19 protein-coding genes, 1 tRNA gene and 1 riboswitch are annotated in these 20535 nt (G+C 57.7%); of the genes, 5 read left to right on the plus strand and 15 right to left on the minus strand.

Features of this window, described 5'->3' with window-relative positions; genetic code table 11:
- The first annotated feature begins 1 nt into the window (after position 1).
- The 5 genes from AC2FH8_RS17450 (at position 2) to AC2FH8_RS17470 (ending at position 4513) form a co-directional block, all read left to right on the plus strand.
- A complete protein-coding gene (locus tag AC2FH8_RS17450) occupies positions 2-1168 on the plus strand; it encodes an alpha-hydroxy acid oxidase (protein WP_496690359.1) in 1167 nt (388 codons plus the stop codon).
- A gap of 243 nt (positions 1169-1411) precedes the next feature.
- Positions 1412-2065 carry a 50S ribosomal protein L25/general stress protein Ctc gene (locus AC2FH8_RS17455; protein ID WP_142639464.1) on the plus strand — a complete coding sequence of 218 codons (654 nt, stop codon included), beginning with the start codon at positions 1412-1414 and terminating at the stop codon, positions 2063-2065.
- Positions 2066-2202: 137 nt separating this feature from the next.
- Positions 2203-2883: an aminoacyl-tRNA hydrolase gene (pth, locus tag AC2FH8_RS17460; RefSeq protein WP_271951624.1), complete on the plus strand. Its 681-nt coding sequence runs from the start codon at positions 2203-2205 to the stop codon at positions 2881-2883.
- Between the two features lie 82 nt (positions 2884-2965).
- On the plus strand, positions 2966-4129 hold the full coding sequence (locus AC2FH8_RS17465; RefSeq protein ID WP_142639460.1) for a serine hydrolase domain-containing protein: 1164 nt from the start codon (positions 2966-2968) through the stop codon (positions 4127-4129).
- Between the two features lie 9 nt (positions 4130-4138).
- On the plus strand, positions 4139-4513 hold the full coding sequence (locus tag AC2FH8_RS17470; protein ID WP_142639459.1) for a DUF2237 family protein: 375 nt from the start codon (positions 4139-4141) through the stop codon (positions 4511-4513).
- A 42-nt stretch (positions 4514-4555) separates the two neighbouring features.
- On the opposite strand, the gene AC2FH8_RS17475 is transcribed toward AC2FH8_RS17470, so the two are convergent.
- The 15 genes from AC2FH8_RS17475 to AC2FH8_RS17545 form a co-directional block, all read right to left on the minus strand.
- Positions 4556-5701, minus strand: a complete 1146-nt coding sequence (locus tag AC2FH8_RS17475; RefSeq protein ID WP_496690360.1) for a slipin family protein — start codon at positions 5699-5701, stop codon at positions 4556-4558.
- 401 nt (positions 5702-6102) lie between these two features.
- A tRNA-Asn gene (locus AC2FH8_RS17480) sits at positions 6103-6177 on the minus strand.
- Positions 6178-6543: 366 nt separating this feature from the next.
- Entirely contained in the window at positions 6544-7791 is a 1248-nt protein-coding gene (gene trpB / locus AC2FH8_RS17485) for a tryptophan synthase subunit beta (protein ID WP_281973469.1), read from the minus strand.
- Between the two features lie 92 nt (positions 7792-7883).
- Positions 7884-8534, minus strand: coding sequence for a phosphoribosylanthranilate isomerase (locus AC2FH8_RS17490; protein WP_496690361.1), 651 nt, complete (start codon positions 8532-8534; stop codon positions 7884-7886).
- Between the two features lie 8 nt (positions 8535-8542).
- The gene (locus tag AC2FH8_RS17495) at positions 8543-8893 is read right to left on the minus strand and encodes a lipopolysaccharide assembly protein LapA domain-containing protein (protein ID WP_496690392.1); all 351 of its coding nucleotides are present in this window, start codon (positions 8891-8893) and stop codon (positions 8543-8545) included.
- A gap of 6 nt (positions 8894-8899) precedes the next feature.
- On the minus strand, positions 8900-9184 hold the full coding sequence (ihfB, locus tag AC2FH8_RS17500; RefSeq protein WP_271951590.1) for an integration host factor subunit beta: 285 nt from the start codon (positions 9182-9184) through the stop codon (positions 8900-8902).
- A 270-nt stretch (positions 9185-9454) separates the two neighbouring features.
- Positions 9455-11131, minus strand: a complete 1677-nt coding sequence (gene rpsA, locus AC2FH8_RS17505) for a 30S ribosomal protein S1 (RefSeq protein WP_142639449.1) — start codon at positions 11129-11131, stop codon at positions 9455-9457.
- A gap of 299 nt (positions 11132-11430) precedes the next feature.
- Positions 11431-13116, minus strand: coding sequence for a tryptophan halogenase family protein (locus AC2FH8_RS17510; RefSeq protein WP_142639447.1), 1686 nt, complete (start codon positions 13114-13116; stop codon positions 11431-11433).
- A 254-nt stretch (positions 13117-13370) separates the two neighbouring features.
- Positions 13371-13886: a hypothetical protein gene (locus tag AC2FH8_RS17515; RefSeq protein WP_271951586.1), complete on the minus strand. Its 516-nt coding sequence runs from the start codon at positions 13884-13886 to the stop codon at positions 13371-13373.
- 101 nt (positions 13887-13987) lie between these two features.
- Positions 13988-14605: a (d)CMP kinase gene (locus AC2FH8_RS17520; protein ID WP_142639443.1), complete on the minus strand. Its 618-nt coding sequence runs from the start codon at positions 14603-14605 to the stop codon at positions 13988-13990.
- Between the two features lie 5 nt (positions 14606-14610).
- Positions 14611-15963 (minus strand): 3-phosphoshikimate 1-carboxyvinyltransferase, encoded by a 1353-nt coding sequence (gene aroA, locus AC2FH8_RS17525; RefSeq protein ID WP_496690362.1) that lies wholly within the window; start codon positions 15961-15963, stop codon positions 14611-14613.
- Positions 15964-16032: 69 nt separating this feature from the next.
- Complete coding sequence (trmB, locus tag AC2FH8_RS17530; protein ID WP_496690363.1) at positions 16033-16743, minus strand: tRNA (guanine(46)-N(7))-methyltransferase TrmB; 711 nt, start codon at positions 16741-16743, stop codon at positions 16033-16035.
- 129 nt (positions 16744-16872) lie between these two features.
- Positions 16873-18054: a methionine adenosyltransferase gene (gene metK / locus AC2FH8_RS17535; protein ID WP_142639436.1), complete on the minus strand. Its 1182-nt coding sequence runs from the start codon at positions 18052-18054 to the stop codon at positions 16873-16875.
- 5 nt (positions 18055-18059) lie between these two features.
- Positions 18060-18108, minus strand: a riboswitch (SAM-SAH riboswitch).
- A gap of 42 nt (positions 18109-18150) precedes the next feature.
- The gene (gene lnt / locus AC2FH8_RS17540) at positions 18151-19647 is read right to left on the minus strand and encodes an apolipoprotein N-acyltransferase (protein WP_496690364.1); all 1497 of its coding nucleotides are present in this window, start codon (positions 19645-19647) and stop codon (positions 18151-18153) included.
- Positions 19644-20531: a hemolysin family protein gene (locus AC2FH8_RS17545; RefSeq protein WP_142639432.1), complete on the minus strand. Its 888-nt coding sequence runs from the start codon at positions 20529-20531 to the stop codon at positions 19644-19646. Before AC2FH8_RS17545 ends, lnt begins: the two co-directional genes overlap by 4 nt.
- Between the last annotated feature and the right edge of the window lie 4 nt (positions 20532-20535).

Genomic DNA, 20535 nt, shown 5'->3' on the forward strand with positions numbered 1-20535 from the left:
CATGCCCGTCATCACCAATATCCAAGACCTCAAACACATCTATGAACGACGCGTCCCGCGCATGTTCTTTGACTATACCGAAAGCGGCAGCTGGACCGAGCAGACCTTTCGCGATAACAGCTCGGATTTCGAAGATATCCGCCTGCGCCAGCGAGTAGCGGTTGATATGACCGGGCGCACGACGGCGTCGCAGATGATCGGACAGGATGTTACCATGCCTGTTGCCCTTGCCCCCGTTGGTCTGACCGGCATGCAGCACGCGGATGGTGAGATCAAAGCCGCCAAAGCAGCCGAGGCTTTTGGCGTCCCCTTTACCCTGTCCACGATGTCAATCAATTCTATCGAGGAGGTGGCCGAGAACACCACTGCGCCCTTCTGGTTCCAACTCTACACCATGAAGGACCAGGACTATGTCTCTCGACTGATCCAACGCGCCAAGGATGCAAAATGTTCGGCCCTTGTGATCACCCTGGACTTGCAAATACTCGGGCAGCGCCACAAAGACCTAAAGAATGGTCTGTCCGCGCCGCCAAAGCTGACGCCTAGGACCATCGCCAATCTGATGACAAAATGGGCCTGGGGCATTGAAATGTTAGGCGCCAAACGGCGGAACTTCGGCAATATTGTTGGCCATGTTGATAATATCACTGATACAAGATCGCTGGGCACATGGACGGCGGAACAATTCGACCCCAGCCTGGATTGGGGCAAGGTTGAAAAGCTGATGGACCAATGGGGCGGCAAGGTGATCCTCAAGGGTATCCTGGATTCCGAGGATGCCAAGATGGCCGCCAAGCTGGGCGCCGATGCCATCGTGGTTTCAAACCACGGCGGACGCCAGTTGGACGGGGCGCTCAGCTCCATTCGTGTCCTGCCCGAGATTATGGACGCTGTCGGAAACGACATCGAAGTGCATCTGGACAGTGGCATCCGATCTGGCCAGGACGTTCTGAAAGCACTGGCACTTGGCGCGAAGGGCACCTTTATCGGGCGCGCCTTTGTTTACGGTCTTGGCGCAATGGGCCAGAAAGGCGTGACCACGGCACTTGAGATCATTCAGAAAGAACTTGATACGACCATGGCGCTTTGCGGTGAACGCAATGTGAGCGATCTAGGCCGGCACAATTTGCTTGTCCCGAAAGACTTCGGAGGGAGCTGGACAGATTGATCGCGCGCATGGGGGCTCTGTCCTTGTCGCCGATTGGCCGCCTCCCCCGAGATACTTAGAGCCAGTTGAAGAAAGGATTCCCTGCTTCATCTGGCCGAAAATACCTCGGAGCGCGGGACAGAGCCTCGCAAAATAGACGAGCTGCAAAAACCCCTTTCCAAACTCAATGAATCAAGCTAAGGACGCGGCTTCACGCGGGTATACAGCCTTGGAGGATACCCGCCCTAACATTGGAGAAATATCATGGCTGGAGAGATTCCTGATCTCGTAGCTCTGGAACGGACGGGGACAGGCAAGGGCGCCGCTCGTCAGGCACGCCGCGACGGCATGGTTCCGGGCATTGTTTTTGGTGGCGACAAAGAGCCGCTGCCGATCCAGATCCCGTTCAACGAACTGTTCAAGCGCCTGAAAGCGGGCCGGTTCAAGTCGACATTGTGGAACCTGAAGGTTGAAGGCCAGGAAGACGTTCGCGTCATCTGCCGCGACGTTCAGCGTGACGTTGTCAAAGACCTGCCGACCCACCTGGACCTGATGCGCCTGCGTCGGACCACCAAGATCGCACTGTTTATTCCGGTTGATTTCATCAACGAGGAAGAGGCCCCCGGCATCAAGAAAGGCGGCGTTCTGACCGTTGTCCGTCCTGAGGTCGAGCTGATGTGTACCGCTGGTGAGATTCCTGAGAAGATCACCGTTGATCTGACCGGTCTGAACATCAACGACGTTGTCACCATTTCGTCGGTCGATCTGCCTGCTGGCACCAAGCCGACCATCGACCGTGACTTTGTGATCGCCAACATCTCGGCCCCAACCGGCCTGGCCACAAGCGATGACGAAGAGGGCGAAGAGGGTGATGTCGCACCCGATGAAGTCGAAGTCGTCGGAAGCGAAGAAGAATAAGGCCGGACCCAAAGTTTCGGTTTTTGTGACGGGGCCCCATTGGGGTCCCGTTTTCTTTTGCCCGTTGGGCTGGAAAATCGGCCCCGATCCGTGCCATCAACCAGTTGCGATATCGCGCTTGAGACAAGGACATGACGATGAAGCTGTTTGTCGGCCTGGGAAATCCCGGATCAAAATATGCTCGAAACCGGCACAATATTGGCTTTATGGCCGTTGACCGGATCGCCGAGGATTGCGGCTTTGGTCCTTGGAAATCCAAATTTCAGGCCGAAATCGCCGAAGGGCGGCTTGGTCAAGAAAAGGTTTTGCTTATCAAGCCTCAGACCTTCATGAACCGGTCCGGTCAATCGGTGGGCGAGGCCATGCGGTTTTACAAGTTGGATTCGACCGACGTCACTGTCCTACATGATGAATTGGATCTGGCGCCGGGTAAGGTCCGCGTCAAGGCAGGCGGAGGCCATGCCGGTCACAACGGGCTTCGGTCGATCCACGAACATATCAGCCCAGCCTATGATCGGGTGCGCCTTGGGATCGGTCATCCCGGGCGGAAAGAATTGGTTTCGCCATATGTCTTGGGCGATTTCGCAAAGGCTGACAGCGACTGGTTGGAAGATGTCCTGCGCGGCGTTGCAGATGGCGCAAGGCACCTGGCCAATGGCGATGGCGGTAAGTTCATGAACGCCGTTGCCCTGCGAACGGCACCGCCGCGTTCGTCCAAGTCACCGTCCGAGCACCCAAAACCAACGGCTCAGACCATTACCGAACCCGCCGGGGACAGCAGGTCAGCCATGCAGAAGCTGATGGACAAGTTCAGATAGCGCCCTTTGCCGTTGCCCCTACGTCCGGATTGCGGAATTTTCCCGGGCAGGCTCCAATACCGGCAATCATGGGAGGCGACAAATGAGAGCTTTGTTTAAATGGGTGCTGCGTATCGCGCTGATGCTTGTGCTGGCAGCCGCCGTTGTCGGGTTCTGGAAACGCGAGGAAATACAACGCTTGATGGCGGTGAACTCATTGTTTTCCCCCGAAAAGATCGTTCACAATTTCTCGCATATGGATGCAGCTTTCAAAACCGTCAACTTGCCGCGCGGGGATGGGGCCACATGGGAATTGCCTTACGGGCCCGGGTTTGACCTGCCAGCAGGCACGGATCAATGGATCGAAGACCGGTCGGTCACATCCCTGCTTGTGATGCAGGGCGGGCAGATCCGGTTTGAGGAATACTATCTGGGCACCACACCAGACGATCGACGCATTTCGTGGTCGGTTGCCAAAAGCTATCTTTCTGCATTGTTCGGCATATTGCTGGACGAAGGCGCAATCGCCTCATTGGACGATCCTGTCGTGCAATACGTACCCAAACTGCAAGGCACGGCCTATGATGGTACGACGATCCGCAACGTGCTGAACATGGCCAGCGGTGTGACCTTCAACGAGGATTATCTGGATTACAATTCTGACATCAACCGGATGGGTCGAGTGGTCGCCTTAGGCCGAGAACTGGACGATTTTGCCGCCTCGCTGCAGGACAGTTTCGCAACACCCGGAGAAATCTGGAAATACGTGTCAATCGACACCCATGTTATCGGTATGGTGGTCCGAGGAGCAACCGGTCGCAGCGTGGCCGAACTGCTTACAGAGCGCATTGTACAGCCACTTGGGCTGGAGCGGGATGGCTATTACGTGACCGACGGGGCCGGAGTTGCCTTTGTTCTGGGGGGCTTGAATTTCACCACCCGCGATTATGCGCGTTTCGGTCAGATGATCCTGCAAAACGGGGTTCATGATGGGCAGCAACTGGTACCGGCTGAATGGATCGCCGCTTCGGTCCTGCCCAGTGCCCCGACCGCATCGGGCAAGATCGGCTATGGATATCAGTGGTGGATTCCCGTGGGCGCGCATGAGGGCGAGTTCATGGCCCGCGGCGTCTATGGTCAGTATATCTATTTCGACCAGCCGCGCGGGGTGCTGATCGTGTCCACCGGAGCCGATCGCAAGTTTCGAGACCCTGGCGTGAATGAGATCAACATAGAAATGTTCCGCAAGATTGCGCAAAGCCTGTAAGATGCTCTTATGCAGAAACAGGAAAGCATAAATGTTCTGGGGGGCGTGCTCGCCCCTTGCTCCCGCGATCCGCTGACCGGGTTCTTTCGCGATGGCGCCTGCAATACCTGCCCCGAGGATCAGGGCAGCCACACGGTTTGCGCGGTAATGACGGTCGAGTTTCTGGCCTATTCGAAATATGTCGGCAATGACCTCAGCACGCCGCGCCCCGAGTTTAATTTTCCCGGGCTGCGTGCCGGTGACAGCTGGTGTCTATGTGCGGGTCGCTTCCTGCAAGCCCATGACGAAGGGTGCGCGCCCAAGGTTCATCTTGAGGCGACACATCAACGGGCGCTGGACATCGTGCCTCTGCGCATTCTCAACCAACACGCGGTTCAGGACTAGGCAGACCGGCCCGGGATCACCCGGACCAGCCCTTATTCGGGATCAATCCCGCAATTTCACAAGGTCAGACATCAGACCCTCGGTTCCGTTATGAACCGTCAGCCGCTCGACCTTGCCGGCGATGGTTTCCAGCGCTTCCAGCTCTTTCAGTCGCAGCATCACCGGGTTTTCCGCCATCACTTTCGCGGTGTTCAGCAAAGACCGCGTGGCGTTGGTTTCTTCCCTCCGCCGGATGACGTTGGCCTCGGCCTGTTTCTCGGCAGCGACCACGGCGGTCAGGATTTCGCGCATCTCGCCGGGCAGGATGACGTCTTTCAACGCGATCTCACCCACTTCGATGCCGATCCCGGCCATTTGTGTCCGCACCCGATCCGCAGCCTCGGTGTCAACGCCCACCTTCTCGGCAAGTAGCCGGTCAAGCGTCATCGACCCAAGGGTCTTCCGGAACGCCAGTTGCAGGGCCCGGTGCAGGGCCTGATCAAAATCCTTCACCGCCCCCATCGCCTTGACCGGATCGACGACCCGGTAATCGGCGCTGAGGTTGACCCGGATGGTCACCCGGTCCTTGGTCAGGATCTCTTGACCCGTTACCTCATGGGTTCGTTGCCGCAGGTCGATCTGCTTGACCTCGACGTTCCGGCCCACCTTCCAGAAGGCATGGGCGCCGGGGTTCAGCCGATCCACCAGCACGCCATCCACGGTCAGCAAACCGACATGCCCTTCGGCAATCTCGACCCGCGTCAGGTGCATCTGCAGCCCCACCCGAACCAGCCGCTGCGCGACCGCTTTGGGCACAACCATGGACTCGGTCAGCGCGTGTTGCTCAACGGCCCAAGGGCCGGCAACCTTCCAAACCAGCGCCCGTACTTCGGGGATCAGCACTCGAGCGGGCACACCATCCCGAAGCAGAACCAGAACCTCGTCGGGCCCTGCCCGAAACTCGGTCAGGTGCGCCTCGGTCAGTTCGGGCCGGTTCTGCAGCAGCGCCCGCTCATAGGGCGACACGAAAAAGAGAGCCTCCAGATCGTGCAGCTCGGTCAGCACATCCCTGCGTGGCAGCCGGTGTTTCCCGGGGCCGAGGATGGTGTCAATTACCCCCTTGCGCAAAACCAGCATCCGCTGGGTCTCGGTCAGGGTCAGCCGTTGATGACCGGTCAGCCGGTCGATCAGATCTTGGAATAGTGTCATTTCATTTCTCCTTTTCGTCTCGCTCTATCGTCGTCGCAAAAGCGAACTCCTTTTCATGTTTTCAGTGGGTTGCACCCCGATTGGGTGACAGGTGTGAAGCCTTCGGATAAAGGCTGTGAAAGACCGGGCATCCCCCGCGCCGTGCCCTTTTGCGAGAGGGTCAGAGAGAGGGGCGCGGGACCAATGCGCCGCCTGTTCCCAAGGGATCAAGCGGGGCGCCAATCCGGCGACACCGTCATCTGCCCTCCGGCCCAAGACCAGAGCAGCGAAGACCCCTGCCCCGCCCGGCCGAAGCCTGACGTAGCGCGGTTCCACCCCTGCTGGGGAACACCCGGACCTTAATGATTTGGACCGTTTTCACGGACCGGCGTTGAAGGCCGGTGCTGACCTAACAGCGTTTGTTCAAATGGCGGGACTCGAACCCGCTACACATCGATTAACAGTCGATTGCTCTAACCAGAATGAGCTACATCTGGAGCTTTGGAAGGTGTCGAACCTTCGCTCACAGACTTGCCATCTGCCGCTCTTCCACCTGAGCTACAAAGCATGTACCAATCCCCGGTTTCGGCCCTGGCATACGGTTTCGGCAGCGCCGTCCGCACCGAGAGAGTGATCACCTCTGCTCGCTAGGGTCCGGCCCGTTTTGACCGGTAACGGCGGGTTTAGGCGAAGGGGCAGGATTCGCTCAATGATATTCTGAGAGGTGGAAATGCACCTGTGGCGGGTGCGCAACAAAATTACCCAGCTGCGCAACATTCGAAAAGCCGCAGGCTGGAAACCAAAGCTGCACACCGTTCAAAGGCACACAGCTTTTGTCAGAAATTTCAAATTTTACCGCCTGGTCAATCGGCGCTGCGGCCTTCGGTATCCGACATGTCGAAGTTCAGATATTTCGCCACAGTCTGAACATCCTTGTCACCACGCCCACACATATTCATGCAGATCAGGTGATCCTTGGGCAGATCCGGCGCGATCTTCATCACATGAGCCAGCGCATGGCTAGGTTCAAGCGCCGGGATGATGCCTTCGGTTGCACAGCAAAGCTGGAACGCCTCAAGCGCCTCTTTGTCGGTGATCGACACATATTGCGCGCGGCCGATATCATTCAGCCATGAATGTTCAGGGCCAATGCCCGGGTAATCCAGACCAGCCGAGATCGAGTATCCTTCGAGGATTTGCCCGTCATCATCCTGCAGCAGATAGGTGCGGTTGCCATGCAGAACACCGGGGCGGCCGCCGGTCAGCGAGGCGCAATGTTCCATCTTGTCGTTCACGCCCTTACCACCGGCTTCGACTCCGATGATGTTGACGGATTTATCATCCAGGAACGGATAGAACAGACCCATTGCGTTCGATCCACCACCGATGGCGGCGATGAGCGTGTCGGGTAAACGGCCCTCAGCCTTGTGCATCTGTTCCTTTGCTTCCTTGCCGATAATCGACTGAAAGTCGCGCACCATCGCCGGATACGGGTGCGGGCCAGCAACTGTACCGATGCAATAAAACGTATCGCGCACGTTGGTCACCCAGTCACGTAACGCATCGTTCATCGCGTCTTTCAATGTGCCACGACCTGACGTCACAGGGATCACTTCGGCCCCTAGCAGGCGCATGCGGAACACGTTCGGGGCCTGTCGCTGCACATCATGCGCGCCCATATAGACCACGCATTTCAAACCGAACTTGGCGCAAACGGTGGCTGTGGCCACGCCATGCTGTCCGGCGCCGGTCTCGGCAATGATCCGGGTCTTGCCCATGCGCCGCGCCAGAATGATCTGGCCCAATACGTTATTGATCTTGTGCGCGCCGGTGTGGTTCAGCTCATCGCGCTTCAGATAGATTTTGGCGCCACCCAGATGCTCGGTCAGGCGCTCGGCATAATATAATGGCGAGGGGCGTCCCACATAGTTGGCCCACAGATCGTCCATCTCGGCCCAAAATGTGGCATCGTCCTTGGCCTTTTCATATTCCTCTTCCAGCGCCAGGATCAGCGGCATCAGCGTTTCGCTGACAAAACGCCCGCCGAAAATGCCGAAACGGCCCTGCTCGTCTGGGCCGGACATGAAGGAATTGAAAAGATCGTTGGCCATGGGTGTCTCCATCGTCGTACCCGTTGTTCATAGGAGGTAGCGGCGGGATTTGCCATGGCAAAACGCACATGGGAATCCTTAGATGTGATACCTCAGCCGGCCCGAATTGCAGCGTCTACAAACGCACGAACCATCGCGGCATCCTTGATGCCCGGTGCACTTTCCACGCCTGAGGCGACATCGACCTGACGCGCGCCCGTCATACGGATGGCCTCGGCCACATTTCCGGGGTTCAACCCACCGGCCAGCATCCAGGGCTTGCGCCAGTATTTGCGCCCAGCCAGTAAACGCCAGTCAAACGCCAGCCCGTTTCCACCCGGCAGAACCGAGCTCCTTGGCGCCTTGGCATCTATCAGCAACTGATCGGCAACATCGCAATAAGTATCAATGGCGGCCAGGTCTTCGGCATCTGCAACACCAACCACCTTGATAACAGGCAACCCATAGCGCGCCTTGATTTCCTGCACCCGCTCGACAGATTCTGAGCCATGCAGCTGCAACATGTCAAAAGGGGCGACTGCGGTGATACTGTCCAACAACTCATCCGTGGCGTTCACAACCAAGGCGACCTTTGCAACCCCAACGGGGACATGCTCGAACAAAGCTGCTGCCTGTTGAGGCGAAACATATCGAGGCGATTTCGGAAAGAAGTTGAAACCAAGATACCGTGCACCCGCATCAGCTGCTGCGCGCACGTGATCTTGTGCAGTCAGGCCGCAGATTTTAACCGCTACATCCGACATTCCGGGCCTCAGCTGGCCTCATCCAACAGGGCGAGAACTTCGTCCTGTCCTTCGTTCTGCGCTTTCTTGAGCTTCTTGACCTCACGCTCAAGCTTGCGCACTTCACCTTTGCTGGCGGTAGCATCGCGGCGGTGCTTGTGCTCGCGCAGCCATTCCCAAAGAAAGCCAATGACCAGGCCAGCGACGATGCCACCCAGAACCACCACGAACAGCGGCAACGAGGCGCTGAAATTGAAGCCAAGCAAATCGGCTATAGCCGAGGGAATAAGCGTCAGCTCAACCGCTTCGCGGTTGGCCAGAGAGACTGAAATCAAGACGATCCCGAGGACCGCGAGAAAAGCAAATCGAAGGTAGCGCATCATGGCCTAGGCTTTACCGTTCAACCGGTCTCTTAGCAACTTGCCAGTTTTGAAAAACGGAACACATTTTTCTTCGACCTGCACAGTTTCGCCAGTACGCGGGTTACGACCCACACGGGCATCGCGCTGTTTCACTGAAAACGCCCCAAAGCCTCTCAGTTCAACCCGATCCCCTCGCGCCATCGCATTCGTTACTTCTTCGAACACGGTATTCACGATTCGCTCGACGTCACGCTGATAAAGATGCGGGTTCTCGTCGGCGATTTTCTGAATCAGTTCTGAACGGATCATGTGCGTTACCCTCCCAGGCGACCGGTTAACCATGCCTATTATTCTGAACAGTATAGGAAAAAACTGGGTTCGGGGGAACGTAAACTCTGCGGGCAAAGGTTGAAAATTACAGTTAAGTAACGCGATTTTTTGCCAGTTCATGTAATTTGCCTGACAAATGTATGAACCTAAGACCCAATTAGCCTGAAAATGCGAACATGTTGATTCGCAACAAAAACGGCCCCGCGCTTTCACACGGGGCCGTAAATTCGGCTTGACTGAGGCTCGGACTTAGTCGCCCGACTTCAGCGCTGCACCCAGGATATCGCCCAGCGATGCGCCCGAGTCGGAAGAACCGTACTGTTCCACGGCCTCTTTCTCTTCGGCGATCTCACGTGCCTTGATCGACAGACCCAGACGACGGGTCTTGCTGTCGACATTGGTGACGCGGACGTCGACCTTGTTACCGACCGAGAAACGCTCTGGGCGCTGTTCGGCACGGTCACGGCTCAGGTCGGAACGACGGATGAACGACTTCATACCTTCGTACTCGACCTCGATGCCGCCATCTTCGATCGCGGTGACCTCAACGGTGATGATCGAGCCACGCTTCACGCCGCCCACGGCTTCGGCGAACTTGTCACCGCCTAGGGCTTTGATCGACAGCGAGATACGCTCTTTCTCGACATCCACTTCAGACACAACGGCCTGTACCACGTCGTTCTTGTGGTAGTTCTGGATGGCATCCTCGCCACGCTCGTCCCAGGACAGATCGCTGAGGTGAACCATGCCGTCGATGTCGCCTTCGAGGCCAATGAACAGACCGAATTCGGTGATGTTCTTGACTTCGCCTTCGACTTCGGTGCCCTCGGGGTGTGTTTCTGCAAACACTTCCCACGGGTTGCGCTGAGTCTGCTTCAGGCCCAGAGACACGCGACGCTTGGCGCCATCGATTTCCAGAACCATGACGTCGACTTCCTGGCTGGTCGAAACGATCTTGCCGGGGTGGACGTTTTTCTTGGTCCAGGACATCTCGGACACGTGCACCAGACCTTCGACACCGGCTTCCAGCTCGACGAACGCGCCGTAGTCGGTGATGTTGGTGACGCGACCCTGATGAACCGAGCTCAGCGGATACTTGGCTGCAACCAGATCCCACGGATCTTCCTGCAGCTGCTTCATGCCCAGGCTGATGCGGTGGGTCTCTTTGTTGATCTTGATGACCTGAACGTTGATGGTCTCGCCGATCGTCAGGATCTCGGACGGGTGGTTCACACGGCGCCATGCCATGTCGGTGACGTGCAGCAGGCCGTCAACGCCGCCCAGGTCAACAAACGCACCGTATTCGGTGATGTTCTTGACGACGCCTTCGACGGTCTGACCTTCGGTCAGGTTGCCGATAACCTCTGCGCGCTGTTCGGCACGCGATTCTTCCAGGATTGCGCGGCGCGAAACAACGATGTTGCCACGGCGACGGTCCATTTTCAGAATCTGGAACGGCTGCTTCAGACCCATCAGAGGGCCAGCGTCGCGTACGGGGCGCACGTCAACCTGCGAGCCGGGCAGGAACGCAACTGCACCACCCAGATCGACGGTGAAGCCACCTTTGACGCGACCAAAGATTGCACCTTCGACGCGCTGGTCGTCGGCATATGCTTTTTCCAGACGGTCCCATGCCTCTTCACGGCGGGCCATCTCACGTGAGATGACAGCTTCGCCACGGGCGTTTTCTGCGGCGCGCAGGTAAACTTCAACCTCGTCACCAACAGTGATTTCAGGGGCTTCGCCAGGATTTGCGAATTCTTTCAGATCAACGCGGCCTTCCATTTTGTAGCCGACGTCGATGATGGCTTGGCCGGCTTCGATCGCCAGAACCTTACCTTTGACAACAGAACCCTCTTCGGGCGTGTCCATTTCGAAGCTTTCATTCAGGAGGGCTTCGAATTCCTCCATGGTTGTATCAGCCATCTGGCAGTGTTTTCCTTTACATACGTTTTTGCTGGCCGAGCGGTTGTCTCCGCCGGTCTTCGTGGATTGGTCAGACGACCTGACATATACCGCAAAACAAAGAGGGCCGGTTGGTCCGACCCTGCTCGTCTCATTGTTTTATGGCTCAAATCGCCTTGTCGACGCGCGCTCTATAACGGGTTCGCACAGGCGCTGCAAGTTTTACCGTGCGTATCACAAAATAACACGCAAACCCCAGCCTTGCATGGCTGAGGTCGGGTCGATTTGTATTCTTCTTCAGCTCCGAAAGGACAGAGCGCCTAAAACAGTTGCAGATCTTTTGAGCCGCTTTGGATTTCGGCAAAATTCGGCATGTTCTGGACCGCCAAAGGTACCGGGGCCGCGCCCGGCATCGCGACTGTTGGCTTCGCTGCTGCGGCCTTTCCAAAGGCTGGGCGCTCTAGCTCGCCCCGGATATCGCGCAGCAGGGTTTTGTGATCAGGCATTGATCTGAGTATCTGCGCAAGATCCACTTTCGCGCCTTTCCACCACTGGAACCAGATCGGTTTCTTCAACGGCCGCAAGCGATCGCGGATGCCGGCACCATAGCCCGTATCATAGACCTGCTTACCCAAAAGAACCGTTTGATAGACGCGGAAATCGAAAAGCGTTGCAAACTCGATATCTCGTTCCAAAGGCAGGCGGTGCTGCCACAGCTCAAGGTTCTCGGCCAGCCGATCCGGTATCTTCATTTCGGTCCGCGCGTCGATCCAATATTGATCATCCGTGCGGTTGCCCAAGCGGTAGTGCAGACAAATGAAATCCAGAACCTCGTCATAGAGCTTGTCCATTTGCTTGTTATATCTCGCCCGCAGCGACGGTTCGATGTCCCGCGTGGGCAGATGCTCGGCGAACCAGCGCACCGCATGATCAATCATGTGGATCGCTGTACTTTCCAGCGGTTCGATGAACCCTCCGGCCAGTCCGATCGCCACGCAATTCTTGACCCAGGCATTGCGCACTCGTCCGATACGCATCGGGATCACACGCGGCGTCGCACCTTTGCCGCTATCGCCCAGCCATTCGAGGTATTCATCCGCCGCCTGTTCATCCGTGCGATGCGCGGATGAGTAGACATAGCCCGTGCCCACACGGTTAAAGAGCGGCACCCGCCAGGTCCACCCCGCACCAAGTGCGGTGGACCGTGTGACGCTTTCAATTTTTTCTGGATCCGGGTGCTCGATCTGCAACGCCATGGCGCGGTCGTTGGGCAGATAGTCAGAATAATCCATGAATGGCTCGCCCAGCGCCTTGTTGATAATCAAGCCGCGAAACCCGGTGCAATCCACGACCATCTCAATGTCATGGCGGCCTTTCTTTTCCAGCATCAGATGACTGACATTGCCCTGCTCATCCAGCTCGACCGATTTCACCTCGTCCTGGATGTGCTCAACGCCGCGCTTGGTGCAAACCCTGGTCAACATGCCTGCAAACTTCACAGCATCCAGATGATAGGCATAGCCGAACCGCTGCTCAAACTCTGGCTGACCCAGTGGCCGCCCACCTTTGCACAGGCGCGCCAGATCATCATGGGGCGAGATGGACTGCGTGAAATCCCTATCGCCATTGCCAAAGCGCAGGAAGTATTCTGCGGGCTCTAACCCCTCTAACAACTGGCCATGCGCAAAAGGGTTCACGTAATCAATGCGATTGCCCTTGGCGTCCTTGTTCCAATTACAAAACTTCACGCCCAGCTTGAACGAGGCGTTGGTCTCACGGAAGAAATCCCGCTCTGAAATGCCGGCCTGGCGCAGCGTGACCGGCATCCGTGGAACCGTGGCCTCGCCGACGCCCACAGTCGAGATATTGGGGCTTTCGATCAGGCAGATACGCGGGCGATCCTTGGGTGCTGACGTGCGTGAAAACACCATTTCCAGGATCAGCGCGGTCATCCAACCTGCCGTGCCGCCACCCACAATGGTGATCTTGCGCAAACGATTATTCATATTTTCTGTCCCTGTTGGTTTTGGGGTTTTTTAGCCGCCTGCCCTTTTTGATTTTGGGGCTTGTAAAGCAGCTTTCCCTTTTTGCCTGAGAGAAACTATAACAGCTTTCCTGCATCCAGCTAGGCACTATGACGGCCGAACCTGCATACATGCCGGGTCATCAGACCCGGCAACACAGACCGCTCGCCACTGCGCGACTTTCTTTAGGATGGTGGATGCTGCGAGAAAGGAAATGCGCAAGTACCGGCCCTGCGTCAGATATCCTCGCCTTTTTTCAGAAGCTCTTCGATCAGAGCGCGCTGAAGATCATTGCTATCGCCGCCGCCAAATTCCGCAACTCCGCTGGAATACAAGGTGCCGTAGGTGTTGGCGATGTTCACCGTCTGGGCCAGCCCCGAGATCAACTGATCCCTTTCTAGCCGCGACAAGGGGTGGATGAACGCAGCCCACAAGGTGCCATTGGCAATCGCATATCGCGCATCCAGGGTACTGTCGAAATTCGCCTGCATCATCCGTTGCATGTCCTGAGCACTCAGATCTTCGACACTTTGGATCGACACCATGGCCCGCATCCGGTCCGCATTGACGTCGGTAATCACCAGAACGGGAACCTCCGCGATGGTAAGCTGAAAGCCCGGCCCAAGAGGCTCTGTCTCGGGGTCAAGCGCAAACAATATCTTGCCCAAACGCTCGTAGGTCATTGGCGGTTCTGCCTCTTGCGCTGAAAGCGCACTGGCGAGAAAGGTAAAAATCAAAATCAGGCGGAACATCGATTACCTCCGGCAGATGTCGATACAAAGGTAATCGACGCCTCGGGCGCTGGCCAAACAAAGCTTAGTGAACAAAGTTGTGTTTGCTCTGGCAAACGGCCCTAGGGCAGAACTGGTTCGATGACCTCAATCGCGCGGGCGAGAGCTGCGTCAATGCTCAGGTCCGAGGTATCCAGTATGACCGCATCCTCAGCTGGCTTCATAGGTGCCGTGCTGCGTTCGGCATCCCGAGCGTCCCGCTCACGCACATCGGCCAACACCTGTGAGCGTGTAACCTCATGGCCCTTGGCGTCCAGTTCCAGAAACCGTCTCTCAGCGCGCACTTCGGCGCTGGCGGTGACAAACAGTTTAACCTCGGCCCGCGGGCAAATAACGGTTCCGATGTCACGACCGTCCAACACTGCACCGCCCGCGCGGCGCGCAAAGGCGCGCTGAAAATCGACCAATGCAGCCCGCACCTCGGGGATAACTGCAACTTTCGAGGCCGCTTGCGCGATTTCAGCCGTGCGCAGATCACCCTGATCCAGGTCCTCGGCAGTCAGCGTTTGCGCGGCACTAACCGGGTCGGCACCTTCCAGCGTTCTGCGGCCAACCGCACGGTAAAGCAGGCCGGTATCGAGGTGCGCAAACCCGAAATGGGCGGCAACGGCATTGGAAATCGTGCCCTTCCCCGCTGCTGCCGGGCCATCGATTGCTATGGTGAAACTGGCAACTGCCATCGCATTTACCGGTTGTTTCGCTGCAGCCGCGCACCAAGGCCAGCCATCAACGGTTCGAAGATCGGGAAAGACGTTGCGATCGGGCCGCCATCGTCGACTCCGACCGGATTTTTCGCCCCCATACCCATAACCATAAAGGACATCGCGATCCGGTGATCCAGAAAGCTCTCACAGGTGCCGCCGCCGGGAACATTGCCAATTCCCAAACCATCCACAGACCACCAATCATCGCCCTCATCGACGGTGACGCCATTAACGCGCAGGCCGCGGGCCATCGCATCAATACGGTCGCTTTCCTTGACGCGCAGTTCTTTTACGCCACCCATCATTGTGGTGCCTGTGGCATTTGCCGCGACCACAGATAGAACCGGGTATTCGTCAATCATCGAGGCCGCTCGTTCCGGAGGAACCGAGATTCCTTTCATATCGGGGGAATACCGGGCACGTAGATCCGCGACCGGTTCACCACCCTCTTCGCGCTCATTTTCATAGGTCAAGTCAGCACCCATCTCACGCAGAGTGGTAAACAGACCCGCGCGGGTCGGGTTCAGGCCGATGCCCGGAACCAGAACATCAGATCCGGGCGTGATCAGCGCAGCACAGACCGGAAAGGCCGCGCTGGAGGGATCACGGGGCACAACGATGATCTGCGGTTTCAACTCAGGGCGACCGGTCAGGGTGATCACCCGCCCCTCATCGGTATCCTCGACCGTGATTTCAGCCCCGAATCCGGCCAGCATCCGCTCGGAATGGTCCCGGGTCGCTTCGGCCTCAATCACCACGGTCTTGCCCGGTGCGTTCAGACCTGCCAACAAAACGGCAGATTTCACCTGTGCGGAGGGAACAGGAACCTCGTACTTTACTGGGACAGGGTCTGCTGCACCCACAATCGTCATAGGTAGGCGCCCCCCGGTGCGTCCCACAGCTTGCGCACCAAACAACGCCAGAGGATCGGTTACCCGCGCCATAGGGCGTTTGTTGAGGCTGGCATCCCCCGTGAATGTCGCGGAAATCGCAGAGGTCGCCATCGCACCCATGATCAACCGAACGCCGGTGCCCGAGTTGCCGCAGTCAATAACCTGATCGGGTTCGGCAAAGCCACCGACGCCCACACCATGGACTGACCATTCGCCACCCCCGTGATCTGTCACCTCAGCCCCAAAGGCACGCATCGCCTTTGCGGTGTCCAGAACGTCCTCACCCTCCAACAGACCGGTGATCCGGGTTTCACCTACGGCCATCGCGCCCAGGATCAGCGATCGGTGCGAGATCGACTTGTCACCAGGCACCTCGGCCGCTCCGGTCAGCGGACCGCAAGGGTGCGAGGTCATCGGGATGGGCGTGCCGTGTCCGGACATGGGGGCTCCTGTTTTCGCTATCAGTTCCCAAGCCGATTAGCGAATTGGGGGCGCTTGGTCCAGCCGCAATCAGTCGTTGCGGCGGAAGGTCAGGTAATGCGGTGTCCGCCCTTCGCGCAGGGCCTTCTGCTCATAGCGCGTGGAAATCCAGTCTTCCCAAGGCTCACGCCAATCGGTGGGGCGTTCCGCCAACCATTCGAAACCAGCGCCCGGCACCTCTTCCAACGTTTGGCGGACATAGTCGGGAATATCTGTTGCAACGCGAAAGATCGCGCCCGGTTTCAACGACCGCGCCAACGGCTCCAGATGCTCTGGGGTCACGAACCGACGGCGGTGATGCCGGGTTTTGGGCCAGGGATCGGGGTACAGAAGAAAGGCGCGTGATATGCTGGCTTCGGGCAAGACATCAAAAAGATCGCGCGCATCGCCGGGATGCACCGCCAGATTCTCGACCCCAGCCTTGCGAATCTTGCCCAACAGCATGGCGACACCGTTGATATAGGGTTCTGCCCCAATGATACCGATATCGGGATTGCTAGCCGCCTGATGCACCAGATGCTCGCCGCCGCCAAAGCCGATCTCAAGCCAGACATCCTTGCCACCGAACAGGGCATTCAGATCCAGCGGACTGCGTTCAGGATTGCTTTCCCAGTCCACAGCACCCGGAGACAGCGCATCGAGGTCTTCGCTTAGATACGTCTTTTGGCTTTGCTTCAGGGTCTTGCCTTTGAAGCGGCCATAAAAGTTTCTGCGGGGGCGTTGGGGGGTCTGGGTGCTCATGGCGGTGCCCATACTGCGGGGACGGCTCAGAGGCAAGGGGCGGCGGCAGAGCAGAATAGCCGCCGCCTCTCATCCATTTCCCAAGAAATAGGCGCGCCCGCAAGGGCGCACCAATTGATAACAGTCAGATCAAACCGCCGCTTTCAACGCGTCTGCTAGATCTGTGCGCTCCCAGCTGAAACCTCCATCCGCTTCCGGCTGGCGGCCAAAATGGCCATAGGCTGCTGTGCGCTGATAGATCGGCTTGTTCAGCTCCAGATGCTGACGGATGCCGCGTGGGGTCAGGTCCATCACCTGGCCGACGGCTTTTTCAATCCGATCATCCGCGATCTGCCCCGTGCCATGCGTATCCGCATAGATCGACAGAGGCCGGGAAACGCCAATGGCATAGCTCAGCTGGATCGTGCAACGCTCGGCCATTCCCGCGGCTACGACATTCTTGGCCAGATAGCGCGCGGCATAAGCCGCCGAACGGTCCACCTTGGTCGGGTCTTTACCCGAAAACGCTCCGCCACCATGTGGCGCTGCACCACCATAAGTGTCCACGATGATCTTACGACCGGTCAGACCCGCATCTCCGTCCGGACCGCCAATGACGAACTTGCCGGTTGGGTTGACGTGCCAATCGGTCTGATCGGTCAGCCAACCCTCGGGCAGAGTTTCGGTGATATACGGCTCAACAATGGCACGAATATCGGCCGAGCTCAGCGTCTCATCCAGATGCTGGGTCGACAGAACGATCGAGCTGACGCCAACCGGCTTGCCATCCTGGTAGATCACTGACAGCTGCGATTTCGCATCCGGGCCCAGCGCAGGCTCGGTCCCGTTCTTGCGCACCTCGGCCAGACGGCGCAGGATTGCGTGGGAATACTGGATCGGCGCAGGCATAAGCGCGGGTGTCTCGGTGGTAGCATAGCCGAACATGATGCCCTGATCACCAGCACCTTCGTCCTTGTCACCCGACGCATCTACGCCCTGCGCAATATGTGCAGATTGCTCATGCAGCAGGTTCGTAACTTCTACCGTCTCGTGGTGGAACTTATCCTGCTCATAGCCGATATCCTTGATACAGGCGCGGGCGATCTCGTCGATGCGGCCCATATAGTCATGCAGCTTGTCCTGATCAGACAGCCCCACTTCGCCGCCGATCACCACGCGATCCGTTGTCGCAAAGGTCTCGCACGCAACGCGTGCCTCGGGTTCTTCGTTCAGAAATGCGTCTAGTACGGCGTCGGAAATACGGTCACAAACCTTATCCGGATGCCCTTCGGAAACGGATTCCGAAGTAAAGGTATAGTTCTGTCGGGACATGCAAGTGCTCCATTGAAATTACCCCGTCACGCCAGGAAGCCGTTGTGATGGGCACAAGAGGGGATAAGCCCCCCGAAACTGAGGGTCAATGCGAAATCATAGGTTTCGCCGCCGCAGTCCATACCATAACAGGCCAAACAGCACCAATAACACGGCAAAGACAGGATTATCCCCCATTCGGGAATAAGCCGTCGGAGAATGAGGCGCCGGAAGTCCGGCATCAATATAGCCCGCCTGTCCAAGTGGCAGGGCCTCGGTGATCCGGCCCAGCGGGTCAATCATGGCGGAGACGCCGGTATTGGCCGAACGCATCATGGGCAGCCCCTGCTCGATGGCACGCATCTGTGCCTGAGCCAGGTGCTGATACGGTCCCGAGCGCGTTCCGAACCACGCATCATTGGTGATTTGCAGAAGGAAATCAGCGCGCCCCGGCGCGGATAGGACATCCTGGGTAAACACAGCTTCGTAGCAGATCAACGGCAGCGCTTTACCCAATGGGCCTGCATCCAGCAGCGCCGCCCCCGACCCGGCGCTGAACCCATGTCCGGTGGTTGCAGCCATGCCATAGATCCCGAACCGCGCCATCACGTCGCCAAACGGAACATATTCGCCAAAAGGCGCCAGATGATGTTTGTCGTACAGCCCCTGCTGAGCCCCATCCACATCAAGGTAGATCATCGAGTTGTAGATTCGCGGCCCGTCGCCTCGTTGAATTCCCAGAACAACCGGCGTGCCTTGCGCCGCCTCGGCGATGGCATCCAGATACGGCTGCGCGCTGCCCAGCCAGGCGGGAACCGAGGTTTCAGGCCAAACAATCAGGTCAGGCTGTGGTTCGGCGGCAGTAAACTCGATCTGACGTGCGAAGAACAGAGGTGCAAACTCTGGATCCCATTTCTGATGTTGCAACGCATTGGGCTGAACCAAGCGAACGATATGTCCCGTTTCGTCCACAGCGGGCCGCGTCCCTGCATAGCCCAAAGCCAATGCGACCGATGCCACACTGATGCCCAAGGGCACGAATACTCCGGAACGCAGCGCCAAAGCCGCCCCTAGTGGCAGTGTCGCCACCAAGGTCAGCGCCCCAAGCCCGTAAGGCCCAAAAAGTGACAGTAGCTGCGCAACAGGGGTCTCGACCCAGACCTGCGCCAGCCCGGCCCAGGGGAACCCGGTCAGAACATAACCGCGGGCACATTCCGCCAACGAAATTGCCACGGCGAGAAACAACGCTTGTGAAACCCCGCGCGCGCCGGGCCTGCGAGCAACCCAGAATGCCAGCGCCCAGAACAGCGCCAAACCACCAGCCATGAAGACCAAAGCAAACGGAGCCATCCAAGCGTGACGATCGGCGTCCACCAGAAACGGCTCGACAATCCAGCTGAGTGCATGGGCGAAATACCCGGTCCCAAACGCCCAACCGATCCACGCCGCACGCGCACGTGTCTCGGTGCTCTGAAATATCGGTGCGACCAACACCAACGCCAATACAGAAGCCACCCAATACCCAAAGGGAGCCAGACCAAATGCAGCCAGCCCTCCCAACAAACCAGAAAGGACAAATCTAAGCCAAATGGGCCAAGCCCGTATCAGGTTCATGCAACGATATCCGGCAGCATGACACGCAGCCGTTTGATGCGCCGCGGATCCGCATCAATCACTTCAAATTCAGGCCCTTCCGGATGCAGAACAACCTCTCCTCGTGCTGGAACCCGTCCGGACAACATGAAGACCAACCCGCCAAGCGTGTCGATCTCTTCCTCATCGACATCCTCGTGGCTGGTTAGGGATCGCCCGATCTCGGCTTCGAAATCTTCAAGGGGTATCCGCGCCTGCACCACATAACATCCAGGTTTTTCCTGAACCCAAAGTTGGCTTTCATCCGCGTCATGTTCGTCCGCGATCTCACCAACAACCTGTTCGATCAGGTCTTCGATCGTCAGCAACCCGTCGACACCACCATATTCGTCGATCACCAATGCCATGTGGCGGCGCTCGGTTTGCATTTTGGTCATCAGCACACCGATCGGCATCGATGGCGGCACGAACAGCAATGTCCGCAACATCGACACCAGATCAAACTCAGTCGAGCCGCCGTTGAACCCGTGCGTCAAAGCGAAATCTTTCAGGTGGATAAAGCCCAAAGGCGTATCCAGCGTTCCTTCATATACAGGTATCCTAGACAGACCGCTTTCCCGGAAAACCTGGGCCAGCTCATCTTTGGATATCGTCGATGGTACTGACACGATCTCGACCGTGGGAATCGCCACATCCTCGACCCGCATCCGGCGCAGGTTAATCATGCCGCGAGGTTGAGCCGGATCGACCTCTTGCCCATTGACCTCAGAAGCCGAGTCTTCACTCTGCGTTGAGAACGCATCCACTATTCGAGAGAAAAGTCCTGGTCTCTCAGTGACATTTTCGTTGCCGTCCTTCGGTTGCGCGCCCTGCGCCGCCATAGAACTGCCGTCTGTTTCGCCCATTTTC

Source organism: Ruegeria sp. CDSC025 (assembly GCF_059610805.1).

What these genes read in the sequence shown, in the direction of transcription:
- AC2FH8_RS17450 (WP_496690359.1), top strand. Translation starts at nt 2, where the DNA reads ATGCCCGTCATCACCAATATCCAAGACCTCAAACACATCTATGAACGA.
- AC2FH8_RS17455 (WP_142639464.1), top strand. Translation starts at nt 1,412, where the DNA reads ATGGCTGGAGAGATTCCTGATCTCGTAGCTCTGGAACGGACGGGGACA.
- pth (WP_271951624.1), top strand. Translation starts at nt 2,203, where the DNA reads ATGAAGCTGTTTGTCGGCCTGGGAAATCCCGGATCAAAATATGCTCGA.
- AC2FH8_RS17465 (WP_142639460.1), top strand. Translation starts at nt 2,966, where the DNA reads ATGAGAGCTTTGTTTAAATGGGTGCTGCGTATCGCGCTGATGCTTGTG.
- AC2FH8_RS17470 (WP_142639459.1), top strand. Translation starts at nt 4,139, where the DNA reads ATGCAGAAACAGGAAAGCATAAATGTTCTGGGGGGCGTGCTCGCCCCT.
- AC2FH8_RS17475 (WP_496690360.1), bottom strand. Translation starts at nt 5,701, where the DNA reads ATGACACTATTCCAAGATCTGATCGACCGGCTGACCGGTCATCAACGG.
- trpB (WP_281973469.1), bottom strand. Translation starts at nt 7,791, where the DNA reads ATGGCCAACGATCTTTTCAATTCCTTCATGTCCGGCCCAGACGAGCAG.
- AC2FH8_RS17490 (WP_496690361.1), bottom strand. Translation starts at nt 8,534, where the DNA reads ATGTCGGATGTAGCGGTTAAAATCTGCGGCCTGACTGCACAAGATCAC.
- AC2FH8_RS17495 (WP_496690392.1), bottom strand. Translation starts at nt 8,893, where the DNA reads ATGCGCTACCTTCGATTTGCTTTTCTCGCGGTCCTCGGGATCGTCTTG.
- ihfB (WP_271951590.1), bottom strand. Translation starts at nt 9,184, where the DNA reads ATGATCCGTTCAGAACTGATTCAGAAAATCGCCGACGAGAACCCGCAT.
- rpsA (WP_142639449.1), bottom strand. Translation starts at nt 11,131, where the DNA reads ATGGCTGATACAACCATGGAGGAATTCGAAGCCCTCCTGAATGAAAGC.
- AC2FH8_RS17510 (WP_142639447.1), bottom strand. Translation starts at nt 13,116, where the DNA reads ATGAATAATCGTTTGCGCAAGATCACCATTGTGGGTGGCGGCACGGCA.
- AC2FH8_RS17515 (WP_271951586.1), bottom strand. Translation starts at nt 13,886, where the DNA reads ATGTTCCGCCTGATTTTGATTTTTACCTTTCTCGCCAGTGCGCTTTCA.
- AC2FH8_RS17520 (WP_142639443.1), bottom strand. Translation starts at nt 14,605, where the DNA reads ATGGCAGTTGCCAGTTTCACCATAGCAATCGATGGCCCGGCAGCAGCG.
- aroA (WP_496690362.1), bottom strand. Translation starts at nt 15,963, where the DNA reads ATGTCCGGACACGGCACGCCCATCCCGATGACCTCGCACCCTTGCGGT.
- trmB (WP_496690363.1), bottom strand. Translation starts at nt 16,743, where the DNA reads ATGAGCACCCAGACCCCCCAACGCCCCCGCAGAAACTTTTATGGCCGC.
- metK (WP_142639436.1), bottom strand. Translation starts at nt 18,054, where the DNA reads ATGTCCCGACAGAACTATACCTTTACTTCGGAATCCGTTTCCGAAGGG.
- lnt (WP_496690364.1), bottom strand. Translation starts at nt 19,647, where the DNA reads ATGAACCTGATACGGGCTTGGCCCATTTGGCTTAGATTTGTCCTTTCT.
- AC2FH8_RS17545 (WP_142639432.1), bottom strand. Translation starts at nt 20,531, where the DNA reads ATGGGCGAAACAGACGGCAGTTCTATGGCGGCGCAGGGCGCGCAACCG.